Below are 23,486 nucleotides of genomic sequence, written 5' to 3'. Positions count from 1 at the left end.
GGCTCGCGGTTTACGACCGGCGTAAGGGCTTCGCCGATGAACGAAGCCCCTGACCATGTCGGTCGCCGCCGGCCGGGTTACTCAGGCACCGGCTTGCGCGAATTGCGGTGTCCTGGTCTTGAAGGATTCGGGCATCGGCGCGAAGGTCTTGCGCAAGGTACGGGCCGGCCCCACCGCCACGACGTTCGGGCGGGCATGCTGAAGCGCCAGATTGTCCCAAACCACCAGATCACCCTTCCGCCAATGATGCTCGAACACCGGCTGTGAATTGTAGAGGTGGTCGAACAGCGCCTCCAGCAATTCATCGCTTTCGGCCTTGGGAAGATCCGCGATGCCGCTCGTCATCTGCTGGCAGATATACAGCAAGGTTTCCCCGGTGCGCGGGTGACGATAGGCGATAGGCAGCTTGACCGAATCATCGTCCTGAAACTTTGCGGTCAGCACGTCGGCATCGCCGCCCGACCGTTCATAGCTGAGATCGTGGACATGCTCCGCAAAGCGGCCTTCGACGCGCGCGCGCAGATCGGCCGGCAACGTCTTCCAGGCATGTGTGGCACTGACAAACATGGTGGGGGTTGCCGGCTGCTCGACCTCAAGGCCGTAGAGCGAAAGGAGCTCAAGGATATCCTTGCTCCACATCATATCCGAGTGGAACAACAGACGCCCGACCGGCGCGATGGCGTTCTCGACCTTGTTGGACACGACCGATTCGCGCTTCGGATTCACCGTCGGGTCGACCGCCGGTGGCTCTTTTTCGATCAATGCGTACGAAAGATAGGTTTGAAAATCTTTGTCCGTTTCGAGGTTGCGAAAGACGAGCATGCCCTTTTCGTTGAACAGCGTGCGCAATTTTTGGAGCGTTGCATCATCGAGCGGCAATTTGGGTTCGAAACCGATGATTTCGGCGCCGAACAAAGGGGTAAGATCGCGGACTTCCAGTTCAGCCATGGCATGATCCTCTCTATTATAAACTTTGCGCAATGCAGCCGATGATTACGCAGCCTTCGAACGCGAAACGCCGACGCTGAAGGCAAACGACTGCAGAACTTCCTGCACGTCCACTCTCGACCGCGAAAAGCATCATAGCAGCTGCTATTATAGCGCTTGCAATGACTGGTATGTCAAGCGAAGGTTGTGGTGACGGACATGATCAAGCAAGTCTGAGGGATATTTTCTAGGGAGAGCGCGATGAAGCTGCGGGACAAGGTTGCTCTGGTGGTCGGTGGATCATCGGGCTTGGGGCGGGCGTGCGCCGAAGCTTGCGCCGCTGAAGGCGCAAAAGTGGTGATTGCGGACATCAACGAGCGCGGGGCGGAAGATACGCTGGCGGGTATCCGTGCAGCCGGCGGAGCCGGCATGTTTGTCAACACCAATGCGATGGACGAGTCCGCGGTGAAGGCGGCCGTGGACGCGACGGTGCGCGAATATGGCAAGCTTGATATTTTGGTGAACAGCGCCGGAGGTCCGACCGAAGCCGACGAGGCCGGTTGGCATCACCAGATCGATATGTATTTGAAGGCGCCTTATTATGGCTGCCGTCATGCGCTCCCGGAAATGGAAAAGAATGGTGGTGGCTCGATCATCAACATCGCCTCCTTGTCTGGCGTCACGGGTTCGATGGCCAAGGTGCCTGAGGGAACGGGCTATCCTGCCGCCAAGCATGGCGTCATCGGAATTACGAAGACATTGGCCATTGCCAACGGCAAAAAGAACATCCGGGTGAACGCGATCTGCCCGGGCTACATAAAAACCGAACTCACCCGGCCGTTGTATGAGGCCAAGGATGGTGGTGATCGGCTGATCACACAAAGGCTCCAGGTGCCGATGAACCGCTGGGGCGAGGCGCACGAAATCGGCAAGGTCGCGGCGTTTCTCGCTTCGGAAGACGCCTCCTTCATCACCGGCCAGTCGATCATCGTCGATGGCGGGTTCATGGCCCGCTGAATGTTGCAACCAAATATATCGGAGAGAGATCAATGACGGAATTGCGGTTTGATGGGAAAGTGGTGCTTGTCACCGGTGCGGGCCGGGGAGCTGGGCGCACGCATGCGCTGTTGCTGGCTTCGCGTGGTGCAAAGGTCGTCGTGGCCGATCCCGGCGTGGCGATGGATGGATCTGGCCATTCGAACGGTCCTGCCGACGAAGTGGTCAATGAGATAAAGGCGGCTGGCGGCGAAGCTGTTGCAAGCTACGAATCGGTCAGCGAGGAGAAGGGTGCCGCCGCCATGGTCGAGGCGGCGCTCGATAGTTTCGGTCGGCTTGACGCCGTCATCAACAATGCCGGAATCGCGGCACCGGAGCTGTTCGAAGACCATGTGGCCGGCGATTTTCGGCGCATGCTCGACGTGCATTATCTGGGAACCGTGTTCGTCTCGCAGGCGGCTTGGGGCTATTTCGTCAAGAATGGCGGCGGGCGGATCGTGAATACCTTGTCCGAAGGCGCGATGGGCATGCTCAACATGCAGACGGCGTATGGCGGCGCCAAAGGCGGCGTCATCGGCCTGACGCTGGCGCTTGCGGCCGAGGGGCCGAAATATGGCATCAGCGCCAACGGTATCGCGCCACGCGTCTCGAGCCGAATGTCTTCGCCGGAGGTGCTGTCGCACGTCAATCAACGGCCCGCGGAAAACTTCGTGCGCGTCAGCCAGATGTTCCCGCCCGAACTCTGTTCGCCGGCGGCGGTCTATCTGGCGCATGAGTCCTGCCCGCTGAATGGCAAGATGCTCGTCAGCGGTGGCGGGCAGGTGATGCGTGTTGCCTTCATGCAGAATGCCGGCATCAGCAGCGACAATCTGACGATCGAAGACATCGCCGGAAATCTTGATACGATCATGGACATGAGCGCGGCGGTGCATGTGGGCGTGGGCGCTTCTTAAGCGTCTGGCTCAAGGGGGGGGCTCCGGCCGCCCCTGACGGCCGCGGTAGATTAGCGGAGACGCTCGACGCTCAGCCTGAACGGAAAGCGGCGGACGATCGAGACGCTGTCCGGCGGCACTCCGGCGTCCGCGACGATTTGCAGCCACTCGTGCGGACGGAATGATCGTGCGATTGAGAGCCTGCCATCTTCCCGGACGATGCGATGAACGCCCATCAGGCGGGCGAGCAGCGGGAAGCCGGCATAAGCGAAGCCATGGCGATGCAGGTCGGATATCAACCAGCCGCGCTTCGCTTCCTCTTCCATGTGGCGGAGGAAATCCCTTAGCTGATCGTCGGTCATGTGATGGGCGACCTGGCTGCTGACGATAAAGTCCTGACCCTGCGCCAGCGCGCGATAGTCCCCCGTTCGATAATTTATATCGAGGTTGGCCGGCGTCGCGGCGCGGGCGATTTCTGCGCTGCGGGGATTGAGATCGACGCCGATCAGTTCGGCGTCGATCCCGCGCTTTCGGGACCATCGCGCAATGGCGCGCAGCATGTCGCCCGCGCCGAAGCCGACATCGAGCAACCGGAAGTGCTTCAAACCCGCGGCCGCCCTTTCAAGGTAACGGATTGTTGGGTGTGCGGTGAAGGTCCAGCGATTGACGCGGGCGAGATCGCTTAGCACGAGCGAATAGGTTGCCGGATCTATATCCGCGGCGTCCATCTGCTCTTCCGTCCGGTTCCGAACCGCGAGCATGCCATATCCTTTCCCGTCAGGCGCATTGGTGGGCGCGCGCCGGCTATGGGTGATGGCTAGGACATATCCACGTTCATGTCATGCGAGCGAATGCGCGGTATGGCTCGGCCAATTGCCGAAACGATTGCGTCCGCGCTCAGGCTGGCTACGGATGGAGTATGGCGCTCACTATCTCGATCCCCGAAAACCCTTCCGCCGAAGATCGCGAGGCTGTGCTGGCACCGCTGCGCGCTTATAATGAAAGCCGTGCGGGTCCGCCCCGCGTGGAGCCGGTTGCCATCCTGCTTACCAATGATGACGGAGAGACGGTCGGCGGGCTCTGGGGGAAGACCGCTTATGATTGGCTGTTCGTCGAATTCCTGGCGGTTCCCGAAGCGTCGCGCGGCCAGGATCTCGGCACGGCCCTCATGCGGGAGGCGGAGCGCGTCGCGCGTGCGCGAGGCTGCTGCGGGATCTGGCTCGATACGTTCGCCTTTCAGGCACGCGGCTTTTACGAAAAGCTTGGATTCAGCGTGTTCGGTACGCTCGAAGACCATCCGGTCGGCAGTCGGCGCTTCTTTCTTAGCAAACGTCTTTAAGGTTGCGATAGCGCTTGTTAACGAGCCGATTGCTGGAATTCGCCGCCACTTAAAAGGTTGACGCACGCCCCCTCCGCAGCACAGGGACGCGCCCATGATGCGGAAGATTGAGCATGGGGCAAGCGATGATTGAGATCGTACCGCTTGGCGGCATCTGCGAGGTGCTGCCAGGCACCGATCTGTCGGCCTTGCTTGCTGCCGCGATGGATGCGCAGGGCATCGTCCATCGCACCGGCGACATATTGGTGGTCACGCAGAAGATCGTCTCCAAGTCCGAGGGGCGCTTCGTCAGTCTCGCCGAGGTAACGCCGGGTGCGGAAGCGGAGCGGGTGGCCGCGATCACCCGCAAGGATCCACGGCTGGTCGAGTTGGTGCTCGCGGAATCGAGCGCGGTGTTGCGTGCTGTGCCCAATGTTTTGATAACGCGGCACAAGCTCGGTCTGGTAATGGCCAATGCCGGGATCGACCGGTCCAATATCGGCCCCGGCAATGAAGAGCGCGTGCTGTTGTTGCCGATCGACCCCGATGCATCGGCCGCGCGGATCGCGGCAGCGCTGGCAGGTTCCGAAGGGCAGGGGCCGGCCGTGCTGATTTCGGACAGTTTCGGGCGGCCGTGGCGCTACGGTGTCGTCAGCGTGGCGATCGGGGCGAGCGGGTTGCCGTCGCTGATCGATCGGCGCGGCGATCTCGATCGCGATGGGCGGCGGCTCGAGGTCACCCAGATCGCATTGGGCGACATGATCGCGACGGCGGCCGGGCTGGCGGCGGGCGAGGGGGCGGAGAGCATCCCTGCGGTGCTGGTGCGCGGCTATCCGCTGGCGGGGCCTGCCTCCCCAGCCTCTGCGCTGGTGCGCAACCTCGACGAGGATCTGTTTCGATGACGGCCAAAGTGGTGGTGCTGACCGGCGGTGTTGGCGGGGCCAAGCTCGTGCTCGGCCTGGCCGGGGTGATGGCGCCGGCGGACATCACCGCGATCGTCAATACCGGCGACGATTTCCGCCATCTCGGCCTGCACATCTCGCCCGATATCGATACCTTGCTCTACACGCTGTCGGACAAGGCCAACAAGGCGCAGGGCTGGGGCCGCGAAGGCGAAAGCTGGGCATTCCTCGATGCGCTGCGCTCGCTGGGCGGCGAGGACTGGTTCCTGCTCGGCGATGGCGACATGGCGCTCCATGTGCTGCGATCGCACCGGCTGGCGCAGGGCGATCGGCTAAGCGCGATTACCGCCGACTTCGCGAAGGCCTGGGGCATCGGCCTCACCGTGCTGCCGATGAGCGACGATCCGGTCGCGACGTGCCTCGATACCGATGTCGGCATGCTCGAATTCCAGCGTTACTTTGTCGAGCGGCGCTGCGTGCCGGCGGTGTCGCGGATCCGCTTCGAAGGCAGCGAGGCAGCGGTTCCGGCGCCGGGCGTGCTCGATGCGATTGGCGAGGCCGAAGCGATCCTGATCGCGCCTTCCAATCCCTATCTCAGCGTCGATCCGGTGCTGGCGGTGCCGGGCATGCGGGAGGCGCTGCGAGATGCGCGGGCGCCCGTGATCGCGGTATCGCCGATTATCGGCGGCAAGGCGGTCAAAGGGCCGACCGCCAAGCTGATGGCCGAGCTGGGTATCACGCCCGACAATGATGCGATCGCCGCCCATTATGCGGGCCTTCTCGACGGGCTGGTGATCGACGAGGGCGATGCGGCTCCTGGCAATGGCATTCCCGTCGCGCGGACCGATACGCTGATGACCACCATCACGGATCGCCGGCGCGTGGCGCAGGCCGCGCTCGATCTCGCCCGTGCGATCGGCAGGCGATGATCTGGACGGCTATCGTTCCGATCAAGCGCGGCATGAACCGCAAGTCGCGCCTTGCCGAGCATTTGTCGCAGGATGAGCGCCAGCGGCTCAGCGATCATCTGGCGGTAAGGGTGCTCGACCGGCTCGTGCGGTCGCCCTCGGTCGGGCGGGTGCTCGTGTTGTCGGAAACCGCGCATGACGATCCGGCTTATGGCTGGCTTGCCGACAAAGGGCGCGGCCTGAACGCCGAACTGGCCGATGCCCGTGCCGTTATCGCAGCGCCGGTGATCATCATCCATGGCGATCTGCCGCTGATCGAAAGCGACGATATCGCAGCGCTGATCGCGGCCGCCGGCACCGATGGTGTCGCGATTGCGCCCGATCGTCACGACGATGGGACCAACGCGCTAGCGCTTGCCTCCGCGGCGCCGTTCGCCTTCGCGTTCGGCGAGGGGAGTTGCGCGCGGCATCGGGCAGCGGCCGGATCTACAGGCGCGATCGTTCGCCGCCCGGGCCTCGCGCATGATATCGACACGCCCGACGATCTGGCGGCGGCGCGTGCGGTCGGCTTTGCATGGCCGGCGTCATGACCGTCGAATCGCCCTGCAACAAGATCTGCCAGATCGATCGTGCCAGCGGCTATTGTCGCGGCTGCCTGCGGACGCTTGATGAGATCGCCGGCTGGGGATCGCAAAGCGATGCCTGGCGCCGCGCCGTGCTGGCGCGATTGCCGGCGCGGGGCACGCCGATCAGGAAAGGCTGAGCGCGGGCTTGCCGCGTTCGACGATCGCTGTCTTGCGCGTCGACATGACGCCACCCGGTTCGTGGACCTTGTCGATCACGCGAAACTGCGCCCGCCATGTGTCGGGCGTGACCTCGCACAACATATAGCCGCGCTGATCGTTCGAGAATTTGAGAAACGGATTTTCAGCCAGGATCTTGTCCGCGCCGTCGCGCTGATCGCTGCCGCTGCCGCCCGAGCTGATCGAGGTGGAGACGAATTCCACCGCCACCGCTTCGCCGGCGCCATTGTTCCGACGCAGTTCGCCGGCGAAATTCTGATGCTCGTCGCCGGCCATCACCACGACATTGCCGAGCCCGGCCATGCTAGCGAGCATCCGTTCGCGCGGCGCATCATAGCCGGCCCAGCTATCCATGTTGCGGATCAGCTTCGCCTCGCCGCCTGTGCGCCGGTCGATCGGCATCATCATCACCTGCTGGGCGACGAAGTTCCAGTGCGCGCCTTTCGCATGCAGGCCCTTCGCCAGCCATTCCTCCTGCGGCAGGCCCATCACAGATGCCTTGGGATCGGCGGTGCCATCGCAGATCGGCGAAAATTCTCCGCCACATGGCTGGGCGCTCCGGAACTGCCGGGTGTCGAGGAAATGCGCATCCATCAGATTGCCGAACCGGCTGCGGCGATAGATTTGCATGTCGCCCCGGGTCGGGAAGGAGAGTGGGCGCAGCGGCATATGCTCGTAATAGGCCTGGAACGCCCCGGCGCGGCGCAGCGCGAACAACTCGCGCGGGGTCTTCTTCGGGGTGTCGAGTCCGGTCCAGTCGTTGACCACCTCATGATCGTCGAAGGTGACGAACCATGGCGCATTGGCATGGGCGGTCTGCAGGTCGGGATCGCATTTATACTGGGCATAGCGGCGGCGATAATCGCCGAGCGAATAGCATTCGCTGCCCTGAATATCGCGGACATGCGCGATCGGCGTACCGATATGGTCCATCGGGGCCGAAACGCCGCGATCCTCGTAGATATAGTCGCCATAATGCCACACGAAGGCGACATCCTCACCGGCCAGATGGCGATAGGCGGTGTAGAGCCCATCCTCATAGGCCTGGCATCCCGCAACGCCGAAACGCAGCCGGTCGAGCGGCGTATCGGGCCGCGGCATGGTCCGCGTTCGGCCGATGATCGTCTTGTCGCGGCCGACGACGAAGCGATACCAATAAGGCCGGTCAGGCTGGAGACCGCTGACTTCGACATGCACCGAATGCGCGAGTTCGGGCCGGGCGAGCACCTTGCCCTGCTGGACGATCGCCTTGCGCATCGGATCATCATAGACGAACCAATCGATTTCCACCGGCTGCATCGGCATTCCGCCGGTATCGTCGAGCGGATCGGGGGCGAGGCGGGTCCACAGCACGAAGCCGTCATGCGTGGGATCGCCCGAAGCGATGCCGAGCCGGAACGGATAGTTGCGGAACAGCTGCTGCGCGCGGATGATCGCGGGCGCTGCGAGCAGGCCGGCGCCGGCTCCGGCGATCAGGCTGCGGCGGGTGAGCATTATCGACATGCGCCGATGGTGCATCGCGGAAATGGCGGGATTATGACGGTGCGGAGCGGGTCGATCACAACATTGCTGGCTGGCCGGCCTTAGGGTAGCCTGATGGCGCGAACCGGCGCCTTGGCTGGTGGGGGCCTGGAGGACGCGGATGCGGGATCTGACGCAGGGATCGATCACCCGACACTTGTTGGGAATGGCGGCCTTCATCGGGATCGGACTGATCGTGCAGACATTATATCTGCTGATCGATCTCTATTTCGTGTCGCGTCTTGGTCCGGTGGCGGTAGCCGGTGTTTCGACCGCCGGTGTCTCGACCTTCATCGGGATGGCGGCCAGCCAGTTGATCGCGGTCGGCGCGCTGTCGCTGATCGCGCAGGCGATCGGGCGCAAGGACGATGGCGACGCACAGCTCGTCTTCGATCAGGCGTTGTCATTGTCGCTGGTCACCGCTTTGTTCACCCTGGTGATCGGCTACACGCTGGGCGTGATCGGCGTGCGGGCACTGGGCGCGGATCCGGCGACGTCCCGGCAGGCCGAAATCTACCTGATGGCGTTCCTGCCATCGCTCGCCTGCATGTTCCCGATGAGTGCCATCGGCTCGGCGCTGCGCGCGTCCGGCGTCGTGGGCCCGCCGATGATGATCCAGTCGATGACGGTGCTGGTGAATGCGCTGCTGGCGCCGATCCTGATCGCCGGCTGGGGCACCGGCCATCCGCTCGGCGTCGCCGGTGCCGGCCTCGCGAGCTCGATCGCCACGTCGATCGGCATCTTCGTTCTCGCCTTGCGATTCAATCACTTCCAGAAAAATCTGGTGTTGCATCTGCCCAGCCTGGCGCCACGATTTCCGGTCTGGCGGCGGATCGTCGCGATCGGCTTTCCGTCCGCAGGCGAATTCGTGCTGATGTTCATCATCAACGGCGTCGTTTTCGCGATCATTCGCGATTTCGGTTCGGATGCGCAGGCGGCGTTCGGCATCGGCGCGCGCATTTCGCAGTCGATCTTCCTGCCGGCGATGGCGGTCGCGTTCGCGGCGGCGCCGATCGCCGGCCAGAATTTCGGCGCGCGGCGGGGCGATCGGGTGATCGGCACCTTCGCGCGATCCGCGACGATCAGCAGCGCCATCATGGTAACGCTGACCCTGCTCTGCCAGATCAAGCCGGAAATCCTGATCTACCCGTTCACCCGCAATCCCAATGTGGTGGCGATCGGGGCGGAATATCTCCACATCTCGTCGTGGAATTTCCTGGCGATCGGCCTGATCTTCTCCTGTTCGGGGATGTTTCAGGCGCTCGGGAACACCAGGCCCGTATTGTTGAGCAGCGGCAGCCGGCTGCTGACCTTTGTCCTGCCGGTGATCTGGCTGGCGCACCGGCCCGGTGCGCAGCTGCACGATTTCTGGCACTTGTCGGTGGCTTCGGTGCTGCTACAGGCGGCGATAAGCCTGTTGCTGCTCCGGCACCAGCTCGGGCGCAAGCTGAACTTCGAGCCGCAAGCGACGGCCATGCCGTCCGGGGTTTGATCGCGACAGGTTGCATGTGGCCGGGCCCGCTCAGGCGCGCAGTCCAAGCCATGCCGAAACCGCCTTCATTCGCCGAAACGCAATCCGCTCCGCCAGCAGTATCGCGATCAGCGTTGCGCCGAACATCGGAAAGATCAGCCCCAGCGCGACGATGAAGGCGATCAATCCGATACCGAATTTCGGGCGGCCCAGCGGAATCGGCGCCCCCAGCAGCCCGATCGGTCGCCGCCGCCACCACAAGATCGCGCCCGATCCGGCGAGCAGAACCAGCCCGAGCGCGGTCAGGGTGCCGAGCAACTGGTTGGCCAGCCCGAACAGCTGCCCCTCATGCCCCGCCACGCCATAGCCGACCGCACGATCGATCCAGTGGCGATCGGCGAAATCCTCGCGCTTGACGATCGTGCCGCTGGCGCCATCGATCGTCAGTTTGGCGCGCAGCGGGCGATCGGCGGCGTCGGACTTGGCGGTCCACAGCCCGTCATGACGGATCGGCGGGACGATCAGCACCGGCGCGGCGAGACCCAGCGGCGCGACATTGGCGATGATCCTGTCCAGCGGCGCGAGGTCGACCGCCGCATGGTCCATCGACATGCCGCGACGCCCGACATGATCGCCCATCGCCATTCCGCCATGTCCCTCATGCGAGCTGGTGGTCCAGTCCTGCGGACCATCGGTGGCGCCGGTGAGCGCGCGAACCTCCTTCAGATATCCGCCCCAGCCATTGGCCCAGGGTAGGCCGGTGAGGATCAACGCCAGCCCCAGGAAGCCGATCCAGATACCGGTCACCGCATGAATGTCGCGCCAGAAGGCGCGGCCGCCGCGATGAAGGCGCGGCCACAGCACGCCGCTCAATCCCTTCATCCCGCGCGGCCACCACAGATAGAGCCCGCTCAGGATCATGACGATCGCCCAGCAGGCAGCCGTCTCGACGATCCAGCTGCCCGGATCGCCGATCATCAGCTCGCCGTGCAGGCGGAAGATCAGCCGCATGAACCGATCGTCCTCAGCGACGGTCTTGAGGATCTGCAACGTGCGGGGATCGACATAGACGCGGATATCGCGATGTTCCTTCCCTACAATCACCTGAACGGCCTGATCCTCGCTATCGGGCAGCTGATAGCGATGGAACATCGATCCGGGCACGGCGGCGACCGCCGCCCGGGCGATCGCAGCGGCGGTAGCGCGCGGCGCGCCACCACCCAGATGCGCATAGGGCTCGTCGATCCGCGCCTCGATCTGCGGCTTCCACAAATAGATCGATCCGGTGATCGCCAGCCACAGGATGAACGGGATACAGAGCATTCCGGCATAGAAATGCCAGCGCCAGACGGCATTGTACCAGCGCGTTCCGGGTGCCTTGACGCTCATAATGTCCACCCCGCTTCGACCAGGAAGGTGCGCTGCGGATAAGGGTGGAACACCCATGCCCGATCGTTGGTGATATTGTTGACCCCGGCCGAGAGCCGCAGCCCGTCCTTCAACCGCCAGTTGACCTTCGCATCGAGCGAGAACAGCTCGGAGGTGTAGCCATAGGTGTCGCCACGCTGGAGGCCGTCGAGATCGGTGTTCGGCCGGCTCGCAAAACGGAAGCCGATCACCGTCTGGACGCGCGAAGTCAGCGCGTAGCGGATGTTGCCGTTGAGCCGCCAGCGCGGGATGCGCGGGAACTGGACGCCCTCTGATGCCGGATCGGCCCGATTGCGGACCGTGATCGCATCGAGCCAGGCGGCGTTGGCGTCGATATCGAGCCCTTCTGCCGGCCAGTTGTGCGCCTCGGCGATCAGTTCGACGCCATATTGACGGGTCAGGTCGATATTCTTGAAGCTCGATGTGGTCGCGCCGTTCGGCAGGACGCCGACATAGCTGAAGATCGCTTCATGGACGCGCTGCCAGAAGGCGCTGCCGGTCAGCGCGACCGGGCCGATCCTGTGGCGGACCAGCAGGTTGGCGTCGCGGCTGCGTTCGGCCTTCAGATTGGGATCGAAGCTGTTCTGGTTGAAGCTGCCATCTCCGTTCAGTGCGCCTTGAAACAGTTCGCCGACCGTCGGGAAGCGGGTGGCGGTGGCGAGGCTCAGTTCGGCCGCCCAGTCGGGCGCGATCTCCCATTTGGCCGAGAGTTTTGGGCTCACCGCGCTGTCCGTCCGCGGCGCATAAGACCGGGCAACGAACTGGCCCGCCTGCGCGCCGCTGCTGGCGAGCGCGCCGAGCCCGCCGGCATAAGCCCGCCAGAAGTCGCCGCGAATGCCGGCGGTGACATGGAATGTGTCGGTAAGTGCAATCTCATCCTCGGCGAAAAAGCCCACGGTGCGGGTCTTGCCGAAGGTTTCGGTGCGCCGGATCGGGTTGGCGGCAGCGCGCCAGTCGCTTGTGCCGAATACCGATTGATCGGTGCGGTAGGCATTGCCGTTGATGCCGAAGGCGATCGCGTGCGCGCCGATCGTGCGGGTGGCGAGCAGATCGGCGGTGGCCCAGCCGGTCGGCCCCTGTTGGGTCAGCTGGCCGGCGCCATCGGTGATGCCGGCGGCATAGCCGTTCGACCGGCGGGCATCCTGTCGATCGAACTGCAGGGTCGAGAGGTTGAGCCGGATATCGAAGCCCGCGACGGGCGCCCCGATCTTCACGCCGCCGAGCCATTCATTCTTGTTGTTGATCGCGAGATTGAAGTTGCTGGCCGGGTTCAACGTGTAGATGGTTCCGTTGAGGCTCACCCGACCATTGTTCGCGCTCGATCCGTAAAAGGGATTGCCGGCTGTATCGCTCAGATAGCTGACCGGATGGAGCATCTTTTCGACGTTCCACCAATAAGTGAACAGCCCCTCGACATGGACATCGCGCTGATCGAAGCGGATTTGCACGCGCGCCTGATCTTGCCGGGTGCGCGTGGCCGAATAGTCGCCCGCAACCGGCGTTGGCGTGATCAGCGCCTTGTCGATAACGCCGCCGCCGATTGCGGTGGCGGCGCCTGTGCCGCCCGCGACGAGCTGGTAGAATTGCATCGGCTGACCGTCATTCTGCAGCCGCCGTGCGGAGACGCGGATCGAAAATGGGCCGTCTTTCTGCTTGAGCGCGAAGCCGGCCTCGGCCGATCCGCCCGCGAAGCTGTCATGGGTGCCATATTGGCGGTAGGGCTGGACGAAGCCCTGCACCGTGCCGAACGCCTCGGTGCGATCCGGCGGCCGGGTGGTGATGTTGACGATGCCGCCCATCGAATTGCCCGGATAGCGTGCCGAATAAGGGCCATAGACGATATCGAACTGCCTGACCTCGGAAGGGGCGACGATTCCCCATGCGGGCGGGAAGCTGAAGCTGTTGCCGAGGAAGTTGGAGACGACAAAGCCGTCGACCATCACGAGGGCCCGCGCGCTTTGCGTGCTGTGCGTGCCGCGGAAGCCGGGGACGGCATTATTGTCGCCGATGAAGCGGGTGCGCACGAAGAAATCGGGCGCATATTTGATCAGATCCTCGGTGTTGAATGCGTTGACCCCGGCAAATTGCGCGTCGCCGAGGCTGACCGACAGGCCGCGCGGCTCGACGGTGATCGGCGCGTTCTTCTGGCCGACGACGAGAATATTGCCGTCATCGGTTTCCCCGGCAAAGGCCGGGCCGGCAAGGGGCAGGAGCAATGTTGCCGCAAGGATGCGGCGGGAGAGAATGGAAGACATGAAAATACCTTGGGTCGCGATGGCGATTGGAGTTCGCGATCCATCACCTCGTCATGCCAGCGAAGGCTCATTTACGCTGACTTAAGCCTTCTCCCGCAAGCGGGAGAGGGCTTCAGAGCCAGCGATGGTCGTTAAGTCAGCGCGTATGAGCGAAAGCCGGAATGACGGGCTATTGGATCGCTGTCGGGCTCCGCGGCAAAGGCGCGGCGATCGTCACGCGATTGCGGGCGGGCCTCGCAGCGGGGGGCGGAGATGGCCGTGCCACCCGGGTAGGAACATGGTGCGTGGTCGCAACCCGGCGGCCATGATGAAAGCGACGAGGATGGCCAGCACGAACGGGTCGGCAGCCGTCAACGCGCCTCCGCCGATGCCACTGAACGCGCAGGGCGCGTCGGCGCGGCTCTTGCCGCGATCGCCATGATCGGATTCGGGGCTGCCCGGCAACGCGATCGCGATCGTCTGGCCGGCGCTGCCGCTACACAGTTCGATCGTCATGCCGCTGCTCGACGCGCTCGTCATATAGCCGGTGGGCAACAGTGCGCGGACGCCGATCGCCATGATGATGATCAGCGCCGCAAATGTTGCGTGCCGGTAGAAAAAGGCGCGGAGATTCCCCATCGACCCCGCCCATAGCGTGCGCCGCGCGCCATGTCACGCGGGTCGACAGTGCGACAATCCTGTCATAAAAAACCGCCATGTGGCCGTTCAGGAAGAAGTCCGCACAGGAAACCGCGTCGGCCATCATGGACGAGGCGATCGACCTCGCATCCGAGCGGTGGCGTGTGTTTACGCGATCGGTGGTGATGAAGCCCGATGTCGGTCTGCGCGACCGTATCGGCATCTTTGCCCGGTCGTTCGAGCCGAGCCTGAAAAGCAAATATCCGGCGCTCGCGTTCGCGTCCGATTCGGTCCTGCTGCTGATCATCGCCAAGGGCGTCGAGGAATCGCGGACCTTTTCGCGGCAGGATATCGAGGATGCGCTGGGGATTACGCTGCCGCGATGAAGATCAAAAAAACTTCGTGATCCCCCCGAAAAACGCGCGCCGCGGGCCGAATTGCGGGGCGCCGACGCCGACGCCGGAGCCGTCGCGGATTTCGTAGGATTTGTCGAACAGGTTGGTGACGTCGAACCGGATCGACAGCCCTTTTAACATGCCGGGGCCATCGAAATTCTGGGTGAGGCCGAGGTTCACCTGCACATAGGATGGCAATTTACCGCCATTCGGGACGATCCCGGCCGGGTCTTCGGCGCGCAGGCCGTCGCCATAGACGAAATCGACGCTGGTTACGAACTTGCCGATCCCGTCGTGAAGCGTGAGGCTGCCGCCGCCCGATCCCGTCCAGCGCTGCGAATGATCGGTGAAGATATAGTGATTGGCGATATAGGCGAGTTCGTCCTTCGCGAAGAAGAACTGGCTGGAGACGATGTTGCGACCCTTTTCCTGCCCGCGCGCGACGTTCGCATAGAGCGAAAGCGGCCCGTGCGTGTAATCGGCACGCAGTTCGACACCCCAGGCATAGCCGTCGGCATAGTTGAATGGTGACAGGACAAGCGACGATCCGAACTGACCCTCGTCGAGCAAATTCGTCTTTTTCTTGTAATAGGCATCGAGCCCGATCGTGAATCCGCCATGGATCTTCTGTTCGACGCCGGCGTCGAAATAATGCTCGCGCTCGGCGCGCACAGGATCGCCGAACGGGATTTCGGATGCCCTGGTCGTGCCGGCAAATATCGCGACCGTCGTGGTGCCGATCAGTTCCTGCGGCGGCGGGGTGAAGTTGCGCGCATAGCCGGCGTGGAAGGTGGTGGCGCCGGTCGGCTTATAGACCAAGTTGATCCGGGGGCTGAGCTGTTGCTCCCTCGTGAAAGCGCGCACCGCGTCGAAGCGCGCGCCATAGTTGAGGGTCAGCAGCGGTGTGATCGACCATTCATCCTGCAGGTAGATACCATAAAGCTGCCCGGTCTTGCTGCCGCTGACGGTGGCCGACGATGCGATGTCGGTTGTCTGATCGCCATTGGCGTCGACTGGGAAGAATTGCGATACGACATTTGATCGGGTGCGTTCGTTCTGGAAGAAGATGCCGAACCGCAATTTGTGACTGTCCGAAAGCGTGTAGCTGCCGTCAGCCTGCACGCCATAAGCGAGGCTCGACAAGCGCGAGCGATCGTTCGAGCCCGAGAAGATGATATCGCCACCCTGCGGATCGGGTGTGTAGCGGGTCTGCGAATAGCGGATGAACGGGGCGATCTGCAGATTGATCGCTTCGCCGGCATATTGATAGGCCGCCACCCCGTAATGCGTCGTCTCGCGCTGATTCTGGTCGAGCAGGGCGGAATCGAACGTCGTCCGGCCGTTCAGCGTGAACATCGGCGTCTGATCCGGGTTGTTCGGGATCTGGAACTTGCCGATGGCGGTGCCGCCGAACAGCGTCAGCCGGCTCGTGTCCGAAAGGATATCGGACACATAGCCGAACGCCCGATATTGGCGCGTGCGATCGTGGATCGCATTTTTCGATGCCGTTGGATTTTCGACACCAAGATCGTTCTGCAAATAGCTGCCCGAGAAGAAATAGTTCAGGTTTCCGGTCGATCCGTGCACGGTCGCACTCGGCTCGATCGTGCCCTGGCTGCCGCCATAATAGCTGATCTCCCCACCATCGGTGAATGCACCGCTCTTGGTCGCGAGACTGACGATGCCTGAGGTGCGATAGCCATATTGGGCGGGAAGGGTGCCGGTGATCAGCGTAATCGAATCCGCCAGCCGCGGATCGAACGTCTGGCCAAAGCCCGAGATGCTCTCGGGGACGATCACGCCGTCCAATCGATATTGGAGGTTCGCATGCTCGTTGCGGACGTGGATCGCGCCATAGCTGTCCTGCGTGACCCCCGGTGCCTGCAGAAGCACCTGTGACAGGCCACGATCGGCGCCGCCGGGCTGGTTGTCGAGGACCGATCGATTGAACAGCGTCTCGCTCGCGCCAAGCGACGGCAGGATCGCATCGCGCGCGTCGTCGAGGCGCCGCGCCGTGACAACGATATCGTTGGATCCATCCGTGGTGCCATCGGCATAAGCGGGAACCGTGAACAGGATGCCTGAGATCAGAAGCAACGCGCGACGCCGAACTCGCTTGGTCATGCTATAACATTCCTTAACCCTGTGAGGGGCCGTCTATCGACGATGTGATGTTATATCAATAGATTTGTTGCGATGCGGTGAAATCAGACGGCGAACAGATATCCGAGCGGGGGCAGCATCACCCCGTCGCTGCTGATTTCGGCGTCCGCGCAGGAGAATGCATGGCGGGTCAATAACGGCAGCGTGTGCGGCAGGCGCCACGTTCGTGGTTCGCGCGACAGGTTGAAGACGCACAACATCGTCCCGGAAGCGTGCGTTCGGGTGAAAGCCAATATCTCGTCGGTGGCGGGCAGGAAGAGAATGTCGCCCAGCATCAGCGGAGGATGCGCGTGCCGGAAGCTGATGGCTGTGCGATAGAAAGCCAGCACCGATGCGGGATCGTCATTCTGAACATCGACCGCCAGTGCCCTGTGCGCGTCCGACATGGGCAACCAGGGCGTGCCCGTCGTAAAACCGCCCCCTGCCGCATCGTGCTGCCACGGCATCGGCGTGCGGCAGCCGTCGCGGCCCTTGAATGCTGGCCAGAAGCGGATGCCATAGGGATCGCGCAGATCCTCGAACGCCAGTTCGGCCTCGGGCAGCGCCAGTTCCTCGCCCTGATAGAGGCAGATCGTGCCGCGCAGCGCGACGAGGATCAGGATCGCGAGTTTCGCGATCGCTGCCGGATCGTCGCCGTCGCGGGTGAAGCGGCTGACGTGGCGCATCACGTCATGGTTCGAAAAGGCCCAGCACACCCAGCCTTCGGCGGCTTCTTTCTCGAACAGGCCGACCGTCTTGCGAAAGTGATCGCCCGAAAATTCGGGGCCGAACAGATCGAAGGTGTAGCAGAAATGGAGCGTGTCGCCGCCCGACGTGTAGAGGCCTACCGTCGCCGGCGAACGATCGCCATCGCCGACCTCGCCAACCGCCACCGTGCCCGGATATTCGTTGAGCAGCGCGCGCAGCCGCTTGAGGAACAGCAGGTTTTCGGGCTGGGTCTTATCGTACAGATGCTCCTGAAAACCGTAGGGGTTGCTGTCGGGCACGTCATGCGCGCCGGATCTTTTGACCGGCGGATTGTCGCGCAGCCGGGCATCGTGGAAATAATGGTTACAGGCGTCGAGCCGGAATCCGTCGACCCCGCGGTCGAGCCAGAAGCGGACGGTGTCGAGCAGTTCGTCCTGCACCTCGGGGTTGTGCAGATTGAGATCGGGCTGCGACGTCAGGAAGCTGTGCATATAATATTGCATCCGCGTCCCGTCCCACTCCCAGGCCGGGCCGCCGAAGATCGACAGCCAGTTGTTGGGGGCGGTGCCGTCGGGCTTGGGATCGGCCCAGACATACCAGCCGGCCCGGGGATTGTCGCGGCTGGTGCGGCCTTCCTTGAACCATGCGTGCTGGTCGGACGTATGGCTGAGCACCTGGTCGACGATGATCTTCAGCCCCAGTTCGTGCGCGCGGGCGAGCAGCGCATCGAAATCGGCAAGCGTGCCGAACATCGGATCGACGTCGCGATAATCGGACACGTCATAGCCCATATCGGCCATCGGTGATTTGAAGAAAGGCGATATCCACACCGCATCGACGCCGAGCGACGCGATATGATCGAGCCGTGCGGTGATGCCCGGCAGATCGCCGACGCCATCGCTGTCGCTATCCTGGAACGAGCGCGGATAGACCTGGTAGATGACGGCGCCGCGCCACCAGTCGGGGGAGGGGGTCATGCGATTCTCCCCTCCCTGCCAAGGGAGGGGATCGAGGGGTGGGTCGCGAGCCCGTAGGGTGAGCGTCTGACCTCGCGGTTTGCGCCCTTGGTGGCATCGAGCCACCTCGGTCGCCACCCACGCCCTTCCCCTCCCTTGGCAGGGAGGGGGGATTCTGTTGCGGCTCGGTTCACCCGTTTCGCTCCACCAGAAACGCCACCGACCTCGGCTCAATCATCGCCTCATCCCCATCGAGCCGCTTCCACCGCGCGGTGATCGCCACGCGCTCATCCGCCCGGTTGAACGCGATTGCCACCGTATTCTCCTGCTCGGGAAGGTGCAGCACCATCATCAATGCTGGCGTCCAGGGATTATGCCAGTCCTCCGGGCCAAAATCGCTGCCATCTAGCCGCTGCCAGTCGACATCGCCGGGCCCCAGCAGCATTGGATCGCCGATCGCCGGATGCGCCGCTCGGATCGCCGCCAGCATCGCGACATGATCCTCAAGCGCGATGTCGCGATTGTCCCAGTCGAGCCAGGTGATGTCGTTATCCTGCGCATAGGCGTTGTTGTTGCCGCGCTGGCTGCGGCCGAATTCGTCTCCGGCGGTCAGCATGATCGCACCGCGCGAGGCGAACAGTGTCGAGAGCAACGCCTTCACATCGCGGCGGCGCGCGGCGATGATGTTACTATCGGCGGTCGGGCCTTCGACGCCATTGTTCCAGGACATATTATCGTCATGCCCGTCGCGATTCTGCTCGCCATTGGCGTCGTTATGTTTGCGCTGATGGGCGACGAGATCCGCGAGCGTGAAGCCGTCATGCGCGGCAATGAAGTTGACGGTGCGGCTGCGGTCGGTGCGCACGAATATGTCCGACGATCCGGCGAGCCGGGTCGCGAGATCGCCGATGCTGTGCGGGTCGCCGCGCCAGAAGCGGCGGACATCGTCGCGATAGCGATCGTTCCATTCGAGAAAGGGTTCGCCGAAATTGCCGAGTTGATAACCGCCCGGGCCGATGTCCCACGGCTCGGCGATCAGCACGCGATCGGCGAGCAGGGGATCGCGCTTGAGTTCGCGGAAGAAGGCCGCACCGGGCTCGAAGCCGTCGCGCGCGCGGCCGAGGATCGGCGCCAGATCGAAGCGGAAGCCGTCGATCCCGGCATGCTCGACGAAGTGACGCATCGCATCGAAAATGAGATGCCGTGTCGCCGGATGATCGCAATTGAGCGTATTGCCGCAGCCGCTGTCGTTCGCCAGCGTGCCCGGCTCGTCGCGGATCATGTGGAAATAGGCGCGGGGATCGATCCCGCGCAGCGACAAGGTCGGGCCGAGCGCATCGCTTTCGCCGGTATGGTTGAACACGACATCGAGGATCACGCCGATATCATGGGCGTGCAGCGTTTCGACGGTCGCACGCAATTCGGCGATCCCGCCCGGCGCGAGCCGCGGGTCGAGCGCCATGAAGCTGACCGGATTATACCCCCAGCCATTGTGCAGGCCGAGCGGCCCCAGGTGGCGTTCGTCGATCCATGCGGTGATCGGCATCAGCTCGATGGCGGTGACGCCGATCTTCTTGAGATGGGCGATCACCGCGGGATGCGCGAGCGCGGCGACCGTGCCGCGCTGCGCCTCTGGGATCCCGGGGTGGCGCATCGTGAAGGAGCGAACCGAGAGTTCGTAGATCAATCCGCCGGGCGCAAAAAATGGCGGCTGCGGGGCGAGCGCTTGCGGCAGGCCGACGACGATCGCCTTCGGCATCAACTGTGCTGTGTCGATCGCGAAATTGCGTGGGGCGGCGAGCCGGGAATCATAGCTATAGGACCGATCGATCGCGAGCGCGTGCGGATCCATCAGCAGCTTGGCGGGATCGAACCACAGGCCCTGACCCGGATCATAAGGGCCATCGGTGCGAAAGCCGTAGCGGGCGCCGGCGCCGATGCCGGGCACCATTCCCTGGAAGATATCCGCCGGGCCGCGCACAAGCGCGACCCGATCGATCTCTGCCTCGCCTTCATCGTCGAAGATCGAGACCCAGGCAGCGGTCGCGATCTCTGACCATAAGGCGAAATGCACGCCGCCGGCGGTGACGGTCGCACCAAATTTCTCCGGCGGCGGCGCGTGGGCCATCAGGTGATCACGTCCGGTTCGGTGCGGCCGGTGTGTCGGGCGATGCCGGCGATCGCCTCGACAGTGCCGACCAGATCGGCGATGGCATCCGGCGTCGCCTGAGCGAGGTCGCCGCCAACGGGTTCGTAGCGTTCGATATAGACGCGGATGGTTGCACCCGACGTGCCGGTGCCGGACAGTCGGAAGACAATGCGGGATCCGCCTTCGAACAAGATGCGGATGCCCTGCTGGTTGCTTGTCGATCCGTCGACCGGATCAAGATAGGCGAAATCGTCGCTGGTCGCGACCGTGAGTGTGCCGAACGCCGTGCCGGGCAGGGTGCCCAGCTTGCCGCGCAATTCCGCCATCATCGCGTCCGCCGCCGCGCTGTCGACACCTTCATAGTCATGGCGGGCATAATAATTGCGGCCGAACCGGCTCCAATGATCTTGGGCAATGGCCATGACGCTTTCACGACGGGCCGCCAAAATATTGAGCCAGAGCAAAACCGCCCATAGCCCATCCTTCTCGCGAACATGATCCGATCCGGTGCCGGCGCTTTCCTCGCCGCAGATCGTGGCCATGCCGGCATCGAGCAGATTGCCGAAGAATTTCCATCCTGTCGGTGTTTCGTACAAGGGCACGCCCAGCGCCTCGGCGACTCGATCCGCCGCGCCGCTCGTCGGCATCGATCGCGCGATGCCTTTCAGGCCCGCCTTATAGCCGGGCGCGAGATGGGCATTGGCGGCCAGCATCGCGAGCGAATCGGAAGGGGTAACGAATATGCCCTTGCCGATGATCAGGTTGCGATCGCCGTCGCCATCGGATGCGGCCCCGAAATCGGGTGCATCGGCACCCATCATCAGATCGTACAGTTCTTTGGCATGGACGAGGTTCGGATCGGGATGGTGGCCGCCGAAATCGGGCAGCGGCGTGCCGTTGCGAACCGTGCCGGCGGGGCAGCCGAGCCGCCGCTCCAATATCTCCGTCGCATAAGGGCCGGTGACAGCGCTCATCGCATCGAAAGCAACACGGAAGCCCGATCCGATCAGCGTGCGGATCGCATCGAAATCGAACAATTGCTCCATCAGCGCCGCATAATCGGCGACAGGATCGATGATCTGGACGACGCTGCCCCCGATCCGCGTTTCGCCATCTTTATCGAGATCGACGTCGGGTGCCTCGATCGTCAGATAGCGTGTGATCGTTCTTGAAATCGCGAAGATGGCATCTGTGATTTTCTCGGGTGCGGGGCCGCCGTTCGAGATATTATATTTGATCCCGAAATCTTCGGTCGGCCCGCCGGGATTGTGGCTTGCCGACAGCACAATTCCGCCGAACGCACCATAAGCGCGGATCACGCAGCTCGCCGCTGGAGTGGACAATATCCCCCCGCGGCCGACGATGATCCGGCCGAAGCCGTTGGCGATGCCCATGCGGATCGCGATCTGGATCACCTCGCGGTTGAAGAAGCGGCCATCGCCGCCGATCACCAGCGTGGTGCCCGCAAAGCCATCCAGCGAGTCGAATATCGACTGGATGAAATTCGCCGCATAGTTCGGCTGCTGGAAAACCGGCACCTTCTTGCGCAGGCCCGATGTACCCGGCTTCTGATCCGCATATGGGGTCGTGGCGATCGTCAATACGGTCAAGGCTTCTTCACCTCAGTCAACAGGGAGCGATAAAGATCGGCATATAATGCGCTGCTGCGTGCCCAGGAGAAGTCGGCGCGCATGCCCTGCTTCTGGATCGCCTGCCAGCGCGCCGGCATGGCATAAAGTTCGATAGCGCGGCTGATCGCGGTCTTCAGCGCATCGCCGGAACTCGGCGTATGCATGATGCCGGTGGCGACCCCGGCCGTCAGCGCGGCTTCGTTCGCATCGATGATCGTATCGGCCAGCCCGCCGGTGCGCGCGACGATCGGAACGGTGCCGTAGCGGAGCCCATAAAGCTGGGTGAGCCCGCACGGTTCGAACCGGGAGGGGATCAGGATCGCGTCGGCACCCGCCTGCATCAGATGCGCGAGCGGCTCGTCATAGCCTGTGATCACGCCGACCGATCCGCGATATTTCGATGCCGCCGCCAGCATCGCGCCCTCGAGCGCATTGTCGCCGGAGCCCAGAACGATCAACCGGCCGCCATGGACGACGATATGTTCGATCGCGTCGATGATGAGATCGATGCCCTTCTGCCAGGTGAGGCGGCTGATCACGGCAAAGATTGGTCCCTTGCCGGGCTTCAGGGCGAAACGTTGCTCCGCCGCCTTGCGGTTCTGCTTCCGCTCGGCAAGCGACCGGGCGCTGAAATGGCCCGGGATGTGCGGATCCGTCGACGGATCCCATTCGGTGATGTCGATGCCATTGACGATGCCGTGGACGGCGCTGTCCCGCACGCGCAGCAGTCCGTCGAGTCCCATGCCGAATTCCTGGGTACGGATTTCGCGCGCGTAGGTCGGGCTGACGGTGGTGATCGCGTCGGCATATTGCAGTCCGGCCTTCAGGAAGCCGACGCCGCCATAATATTCGACGCCGTCCAGTTTGAAGGCCGATGCGGGCAAGCCGAGGCTCGGAAAGATGCGCGCCTCGAACCGACCCTGGAAGGCCAGATTATGGATGGTCACGACCACCGGCGTCTCGGGCACACGGCTATGGCGGACATAAGCGGCCGTCAGTGCGGCCTGCCAGTCATGCGCGTGGACGACGTCGGCCTTCCAGTCGGCGATGCCGCCTGCGGCGACATCGGCGGCGACGGCGGAGAGCGCCGCGAACCGGCGCCAGTTGTCGGGCCAGTCAAGCCCGCGTGCATCGGCATAAGGGCTGCCTTCGCGGCCGAACAGCAAGGGCGAGTCGAGCAGCAGCAGATCGAGGCCGTTCATCCGGGTCGTGAGCAAACGGGCCGGCGCACCGAACAGGTCCTTATATTTGATGACGACATCGTGGCGGCGCATCGCCTTCAGCACCTGCGGATAGGCAGGCAGAAGCGTGCGGACGTCGATGCCATGCGCGGCCAGCGCGGGCGGCAAGGCGCCCGTCACATCGGCGAGGCCACCGGTCTTCACCAGCGGATGAAGTTCGGACGTTACGGAAAGGATGCGCATCA

Annotated in this window: 20 protein-coding genes; 9 read left to right on the top strand and 11 right to left on the bottom strand. The window is 63.4% G+C overall.

The features are described 5' to 3' along the window. Window positions 1–81: 81 nt before the first annotated feature. Window positions 82–948: a TauD/TfdA dioxygenase family protein gene (locus BLS13_RS07345; protein ID WP_093450993.1), complete on the bottom strand. Its 867-nt coding sequence runs from the start codon at window positions 946–948 to the stop codon at window positions 82–84. Between the two features lie 240 nt (window positions 949–1,188). Here BLS13_RS07345 and BLS13_RS07340 point away from each other — a divergent pair, with 240 nt between their 5' ends. Together BLS13_RS07340 and BLS13_RS07335 are read left to right on the top strand one after the other, a co-directional pair. Further along, window positions 1,189–1,944, top strand: coding sequence for an SDR family NAD(P)-dependent oxidoreductase (locus BLS13_RS07340; protein ID WP_093450992.1), 756 nt, complete (start codon window positions 1,189–1,191; stop codon window positions 1,942–1,944). Between the two features lie 32 nt (window positions 1,945–1,976). Beyond that, window positions 1,977–2,876 carry an SDR family NAD(P)-dependent oxidoreductase gene (locus BLS13_RS07335; RefSeq protein ID WP_093450990.1) on the top strand — a complete coding sequence of 300 codons (900 nt, stop codon included), beginning with the start codon at window positions 1,977–1,979 and terminating at the stop codon, window positions 2,874–2,876. Window positions 2,877–2,926: 50 nt separating this feature from the next. Here the strand turns inward: BLS13_RS07335 and BLS13_RS07330 are convergent, their stop codons facing one another. Beyond that, window positions 2,927–3,616 (bottom strand): methyltransferase domain-containing protein, encoded by a 690-nt coding sequence (locus BLS13_RS07330; RefSeq protein WP_256325750.1) that lies wholly within the window; start codon window positions 3,614–3,616, stop codon window positions 2,927–2,929. Between the two features lie 158 nt (window positions 3,617–3,774). On the opposite strand from BLS13_RS07330, the gene BLS13_RS07325 reads away from it, so the two are divergent. The 5 genes from BLS13_RS07325 (at window position 3,775) to BLS13_RS07305 (ending at window position 6,746) form a co-directional block, all read left to right on the top strand. Further along, window positions 3,775–4,194: a GNAT family N-acetyltransferase gene (locus BLS13_RS07325; RefSeq protein WP_093450989.1), complete on the top strand. Its 420-nt coding sequence runs from the start codon at window positions 3,775–3,777 to the stop codon at window positions 4,192–4,194. A gap of 125 nt (window positions 4,195–4,319) precedes the next feature. Next, the gene (gene cofE, locus BLS13_RS07320; protein WP_093451047.1) at window positions 4,320–5,075 is read left to right on the top strand and encodes a coenzyme F420-0:L-glutamate ligase; all 756 of its coding nucleotides are present in this window, start codon (window positions 4,320–4,322) and stop codon (window positions 5,073–5,075) included. After that, entirely contained in the window at window positions 5,072–6,004 is a 933-nt protein-coding gene (gene cofD / locus BLS13_RS07315; RefSeq protein ID WP_093450987.1) for a 2-phospho-L-lactate transferase, read from the top strand. Before cofE ends, cofD begins: the two co-directional genes overlap by 4 nt. Then, window positions 6,001–6,573 (top strand): 2-phospho-L-lactate guanylyltransferase, encoded by a 573-nt coding sequence (gene cofC, locus BLS13_RS07310; RefSeq protein WP_093450986.1) that lies wholly within the window; start codon window positions 6,001–6,003, stop codon window positions 6,571–6,573. The genes cofD and cofC overlap by 4 nt, the downstream gene beginning before the upstream one ends. Continuing rightward, entirely contained in the window at window positions 6,570–6,746 is a 177-nt protein-coding gene (locus BLS13_RS07305; protein ID WP_093451045.1) for a DUF1289 domain-containing protein, read from the top strand. Before cofC ends, BLS13_RS07305 begins: the two co-directional genes overlap by 4 nt. Here the strand turns inward: BLS13_RS07305 and BLS13_RS07300 are convergent. Continuing rightward, on the bottom strand, window positions 6,733–8,289 hold the full coding sequence (locus BLS13_RS07300) for an alkaline phosphatase D family protein (RefSeq protein ID WP_371128187.1): 1,557 nt from the start codon (window positions 8,287–8,289) through the stop codon (window positions 6,733–6,735). The two genes, BLS13_RS07305 and BLS13_RS07300, sit on opposite strands and share 14 nt — an antisense overlap. A 139-nt stretch (window positions 8,290–8,428) precedes the next feature. On the opposite strand from BLS13_RS07300, the gene BLS13_RS07295 reads away from it, so the two are divergent. Beyond that, window positions 8,429–9,799, top strand: coding sequence for an MATE family efflux transporter (locus BLS13_RS07295; RefSeq protein ID WP_093450984.1), 1,371 nt, complete (start codon window positions 8,429–8,431; stop codon window positions 9,797–9,799). A 30-nt stretch (window positions 9,800–9,829) separates the two neighbouring features. On the opposite strand, the gene BLS13_RS07290 is transcribed toward BLS13_RS07295, so the two are convergent. From BLS13_RS07290 to BLS13_RS07280, 3 genes are all read right to left on the bottom strand, one after another. Further along, entirely contained in the window at window positions 9,830–11,167 is a 1,338-nt protein-coding gene (locus BLS13_RS07290) for a PepSY-associated TM helix domain-containing protein (RefSeq protein WP_093450983.1), read from the bottom strand. Next, the gene (locus tag BLS13_RS07285) at window positions 11,164–13,461 is read right to left on the bottom strand and encodes a TonB-dependent receptor (RefSeq protein WP_093450981.1); all 2,298 of its coding nucleotides are present in this window, start codon (window positions 13,459–13,461) and stop codon (window positions 11,164–11,166) included. Before BLS13_RS07285 ends, BLS13_RS07290 begins: the two co-directional genes overlap by 4 nt. A 213-nt stretch (window positions 13,462–13,674) precedes the next feature. Then, window positions 13,675–14,079 (bottom strand): hypothetical protein, encoded by a 405-nt coding sequence (locus BLS13_RS07280; RefSeq protein WP_093450979.1) that lies wholly within the window; start codon window positions 14,077–14,079, stop codon window positions 13,675–13,677. Window positions 14,080–14,156: 77 nt separating this feature from the next. On the opposite strand from BLS13_RS07280, the gene BLS13_RS07275 reads away from it, so the two are divergent. After that, on the top strand, window positions 14,157–14,465 hold the full coding sequence (locus tag BLS13_RS07275; protein ID WP_093450978.1) for a hypothetical protein: 309 nt from the start codon (window positions 14,157–14,159) through the stop codon (window positions 14,463–14,465). Window positions 14,466–14,468: 3 nt separating this feature from the next. Here BLS13_RS07275 and BLS13_RS07270 read toward each other — a convergent pair whose 3' ends face one another. The 5 genes from BLS13_RS07270 to glgA form a co-directional block, all read right to left on the bottom strand. Then, window positions 14,469–16,598, bottom strand: coding sequence for a TonB-dependent receptor (locus BLS13_RS07270; protein WP_143011900.1), 2,130 nt, complete (start codon window positions 16,596–16,598; stop codon window positions 14,469–14,471). Window positions 16,599–16,681: 83 nt separating this feature from the next. Next, the gene (locus BLS13_RS07265) at window positions 16,682–18,301 is read right to left on the bottom strand and encodes a beta-galactosidase BglA (RefSeq protein ID WP_093450975.1); all 1,620 of its coding nucleotides are present in this window, start codon (window positions 18,299–18,301) and stop codon (window positions 16,682–16,684) included. A gap of 169 nt (window positions 18,302–18,470) precedes the next feature. Next, window positions 18,471–20,408: a glycogen debranching protein GlgX gene (glgX, locus tag BLS13_RS07260; protein WP_093450973.1), complete on the bottom strand. Its 1,938-nt coding sequence runs from the start codon at window positions 20,406–20,408 to the stop codon at window positions 18,471–18,473. Beyond that, window positions 20,408–22,039: an alpha-D-glucose phosphate-specific phosphoglucomutase gene (locus tag BLS13_RS07255; RefSeq protein ID WP_093450971.1), complete on the bottom strand. Its 1,632-nt coding sequence runs from the start codon at window positions 22,037–22,039 to the stop codon at window positions 20,408–20,410. The genes glgX and BLS13_RS07255 overlap by 1 nt, the downstream gene beginning before the upstream one ends. Next, window positions 22,036–23,484 carry a glycogen synthase GlgA gene (glgA, locus tag BLS13_RS07250; RefSeq protein WP_093451042.1) on the bottom strand — a complete coding sequence of 483 codons (1,449 nt, stop codon included), beginning with the start codon at window positions 23,482–23,484 and terminating at the stop codon, window positions 22,036–22,038. Before glgA ends, BLS13_RS07255 begins: the two co-directional genes overlap by 4 nt. Window positions 23,485–23,486: the final 2 nt, after the last annotated feature.

The organism is Sphingomonas sp. YR710 (assembly GCF_900101455.1).
Lineage (GTDB): Bacteria > Pseudomonadota > Alphaproteobacteria > Sphingomonadales > Sphingomonadaceae > Rhizorhabdus.
The sequence above is the reverse complement of the archived record's forward strand: the minus strand, read 5'-3'. Positions and strand labels throughout refer to the sequence as shown.

Excerpts from the sequence above, each read along its gene's own strand:
- BLS13_RS07345 (WP_093450993.1), bottom strand. The coding sequence starts at position 948 with ATGGCTGAACTGGAAGTCCGCGATCTTACCCCTTTGTTCGGCGCCGAA.
- BLS13_RS07340 (WP_093450992.1), top strand. The coding sequence starts at position 1,189 with ATGAAGCTGCGGGACAAGGTTGCTCTGGTGGTCGGTGGATCATCGGGC.
- BLS13_RS07335 (WP_093450990.1), top strand. The coding sequence starts at position 1,977 with ATGACGGAATTGCGGTTTGATGGGAAAGTGGTGCTTGTCACCGGTGCG.
- BLS13_RS07330 (WP_256325750.1), bottom strand. The coding sequence starts at position 3,616 with ATGCTCGCGGTTCGGAACCGGACGGAAGAGCAGATGGACGCCGCGGAT.
- BLS13_RS07325 (WP_093450989.1), top strand. The coding sequence starts at position 3,775 with ATGGCGCTCACTATCTCGATCCCCGAAAACCCTTCCGCCGAAGATCGC.
- cofE (WP_093451047.1), top strand. The coding sequence starts at position 4,320 with ATGATTGAGATCGTACCGCTTGGCGGCATCTGCGAGGTGCTGCCAGGC.
- cofD (WP_093450987.1), top strand. The coding sequence starts at position 5,072 with ATGACGGCCAAAGTGGTGGTGCTGACCGGCGGTGTTGGCGGGGCCAAG.
- cofC (WP_093450986.1), top strand. The coding sequence starts at position 6,001 with ATGATCTGGACGGCTATCGTTCCGATCAAGCGCGGCATGAACCGCAAG.
- BLS13_RS07305 (WP_093451045.1), top strand. The coding sequence starts at position 6,570 with ATGACCGTCGAATCGCCCTGCAACAAGATCTGCCAGATCGATCGTGCC.
- BLS13_RS07300 (WP_371128187.1), bottom strand. The coding sequence starts at position 8,289 with ATGTCGATAATGCTCACCCGCCGCAGCCTGATCGCCGGAGCCGGCGCC.
- BLS13_RS07295 (WP_093450984.1), top strand. The coding sequence starts at position 8,429 with ATGCGGGATCTGACGCAGGGATCGATCACCCGACACTTGTTGGGAATG.
- BLS13_RS07290 (WP_093450983.1), bottom strand. The coding sequence starts at position 11,167 with ATGAGCGTCAAGGCACCCGGAACGCGCTGGTACAATGCCGTCTGGCGC.
- BLS13_RS07285 (WP_093450981.1), bottom strand. The coding sequence starts at position 13,461 with ATGTCTTCCATTCTCTCCCGCCGCATCCTTGCGGCAACATTGCTCCTG.
- BLS13_RS07280 (WP_093450979.1), bottom strand. The coding sequence starts at position 14,079 with ATGGGGAATCTCCGCGCCTTTTTCTACCGGCACGCAACATTTGCGGCG.
- BLS13_RS07275 (WP_093450978.1), top strand. The coding sequence starts at position 14,157 with ATGTGGCCGTTCAGGAAGAAGTCCGCACAGGAAACCGCGTCGGCCATC.
- BLS13_RS07270 (WP_143011900.1), bottom strand. The coding sequence starts at position 16,598 with ATGACCAAGCGAGTTCGGCGTCGCGCGTTGCTTCTGATCTCAGGCATC.
- BLS13_RS07265 (WP_093450975.1), bottom strand. The coding sequence starts at position 18,301 with ATGACCCCCTCCCCCGACTGGTGGCGCGGCGCCGTCATCTACCAGGTC.
- glgX (WP_093450973.1), bottom strand. The coding sequence starts at position 20,408 with ATGGCCCACGCGCCGCCGCCGGAGAAATTTGGTGCGACCGTCACCGCC.
- glgA (WP_093451042.1), bottom strand. The coding sequence starts at position 23,484 with ATGCGCATCCTTTCCGTAACGTCCGAACTTCATCCGCTGGTGAAGACC.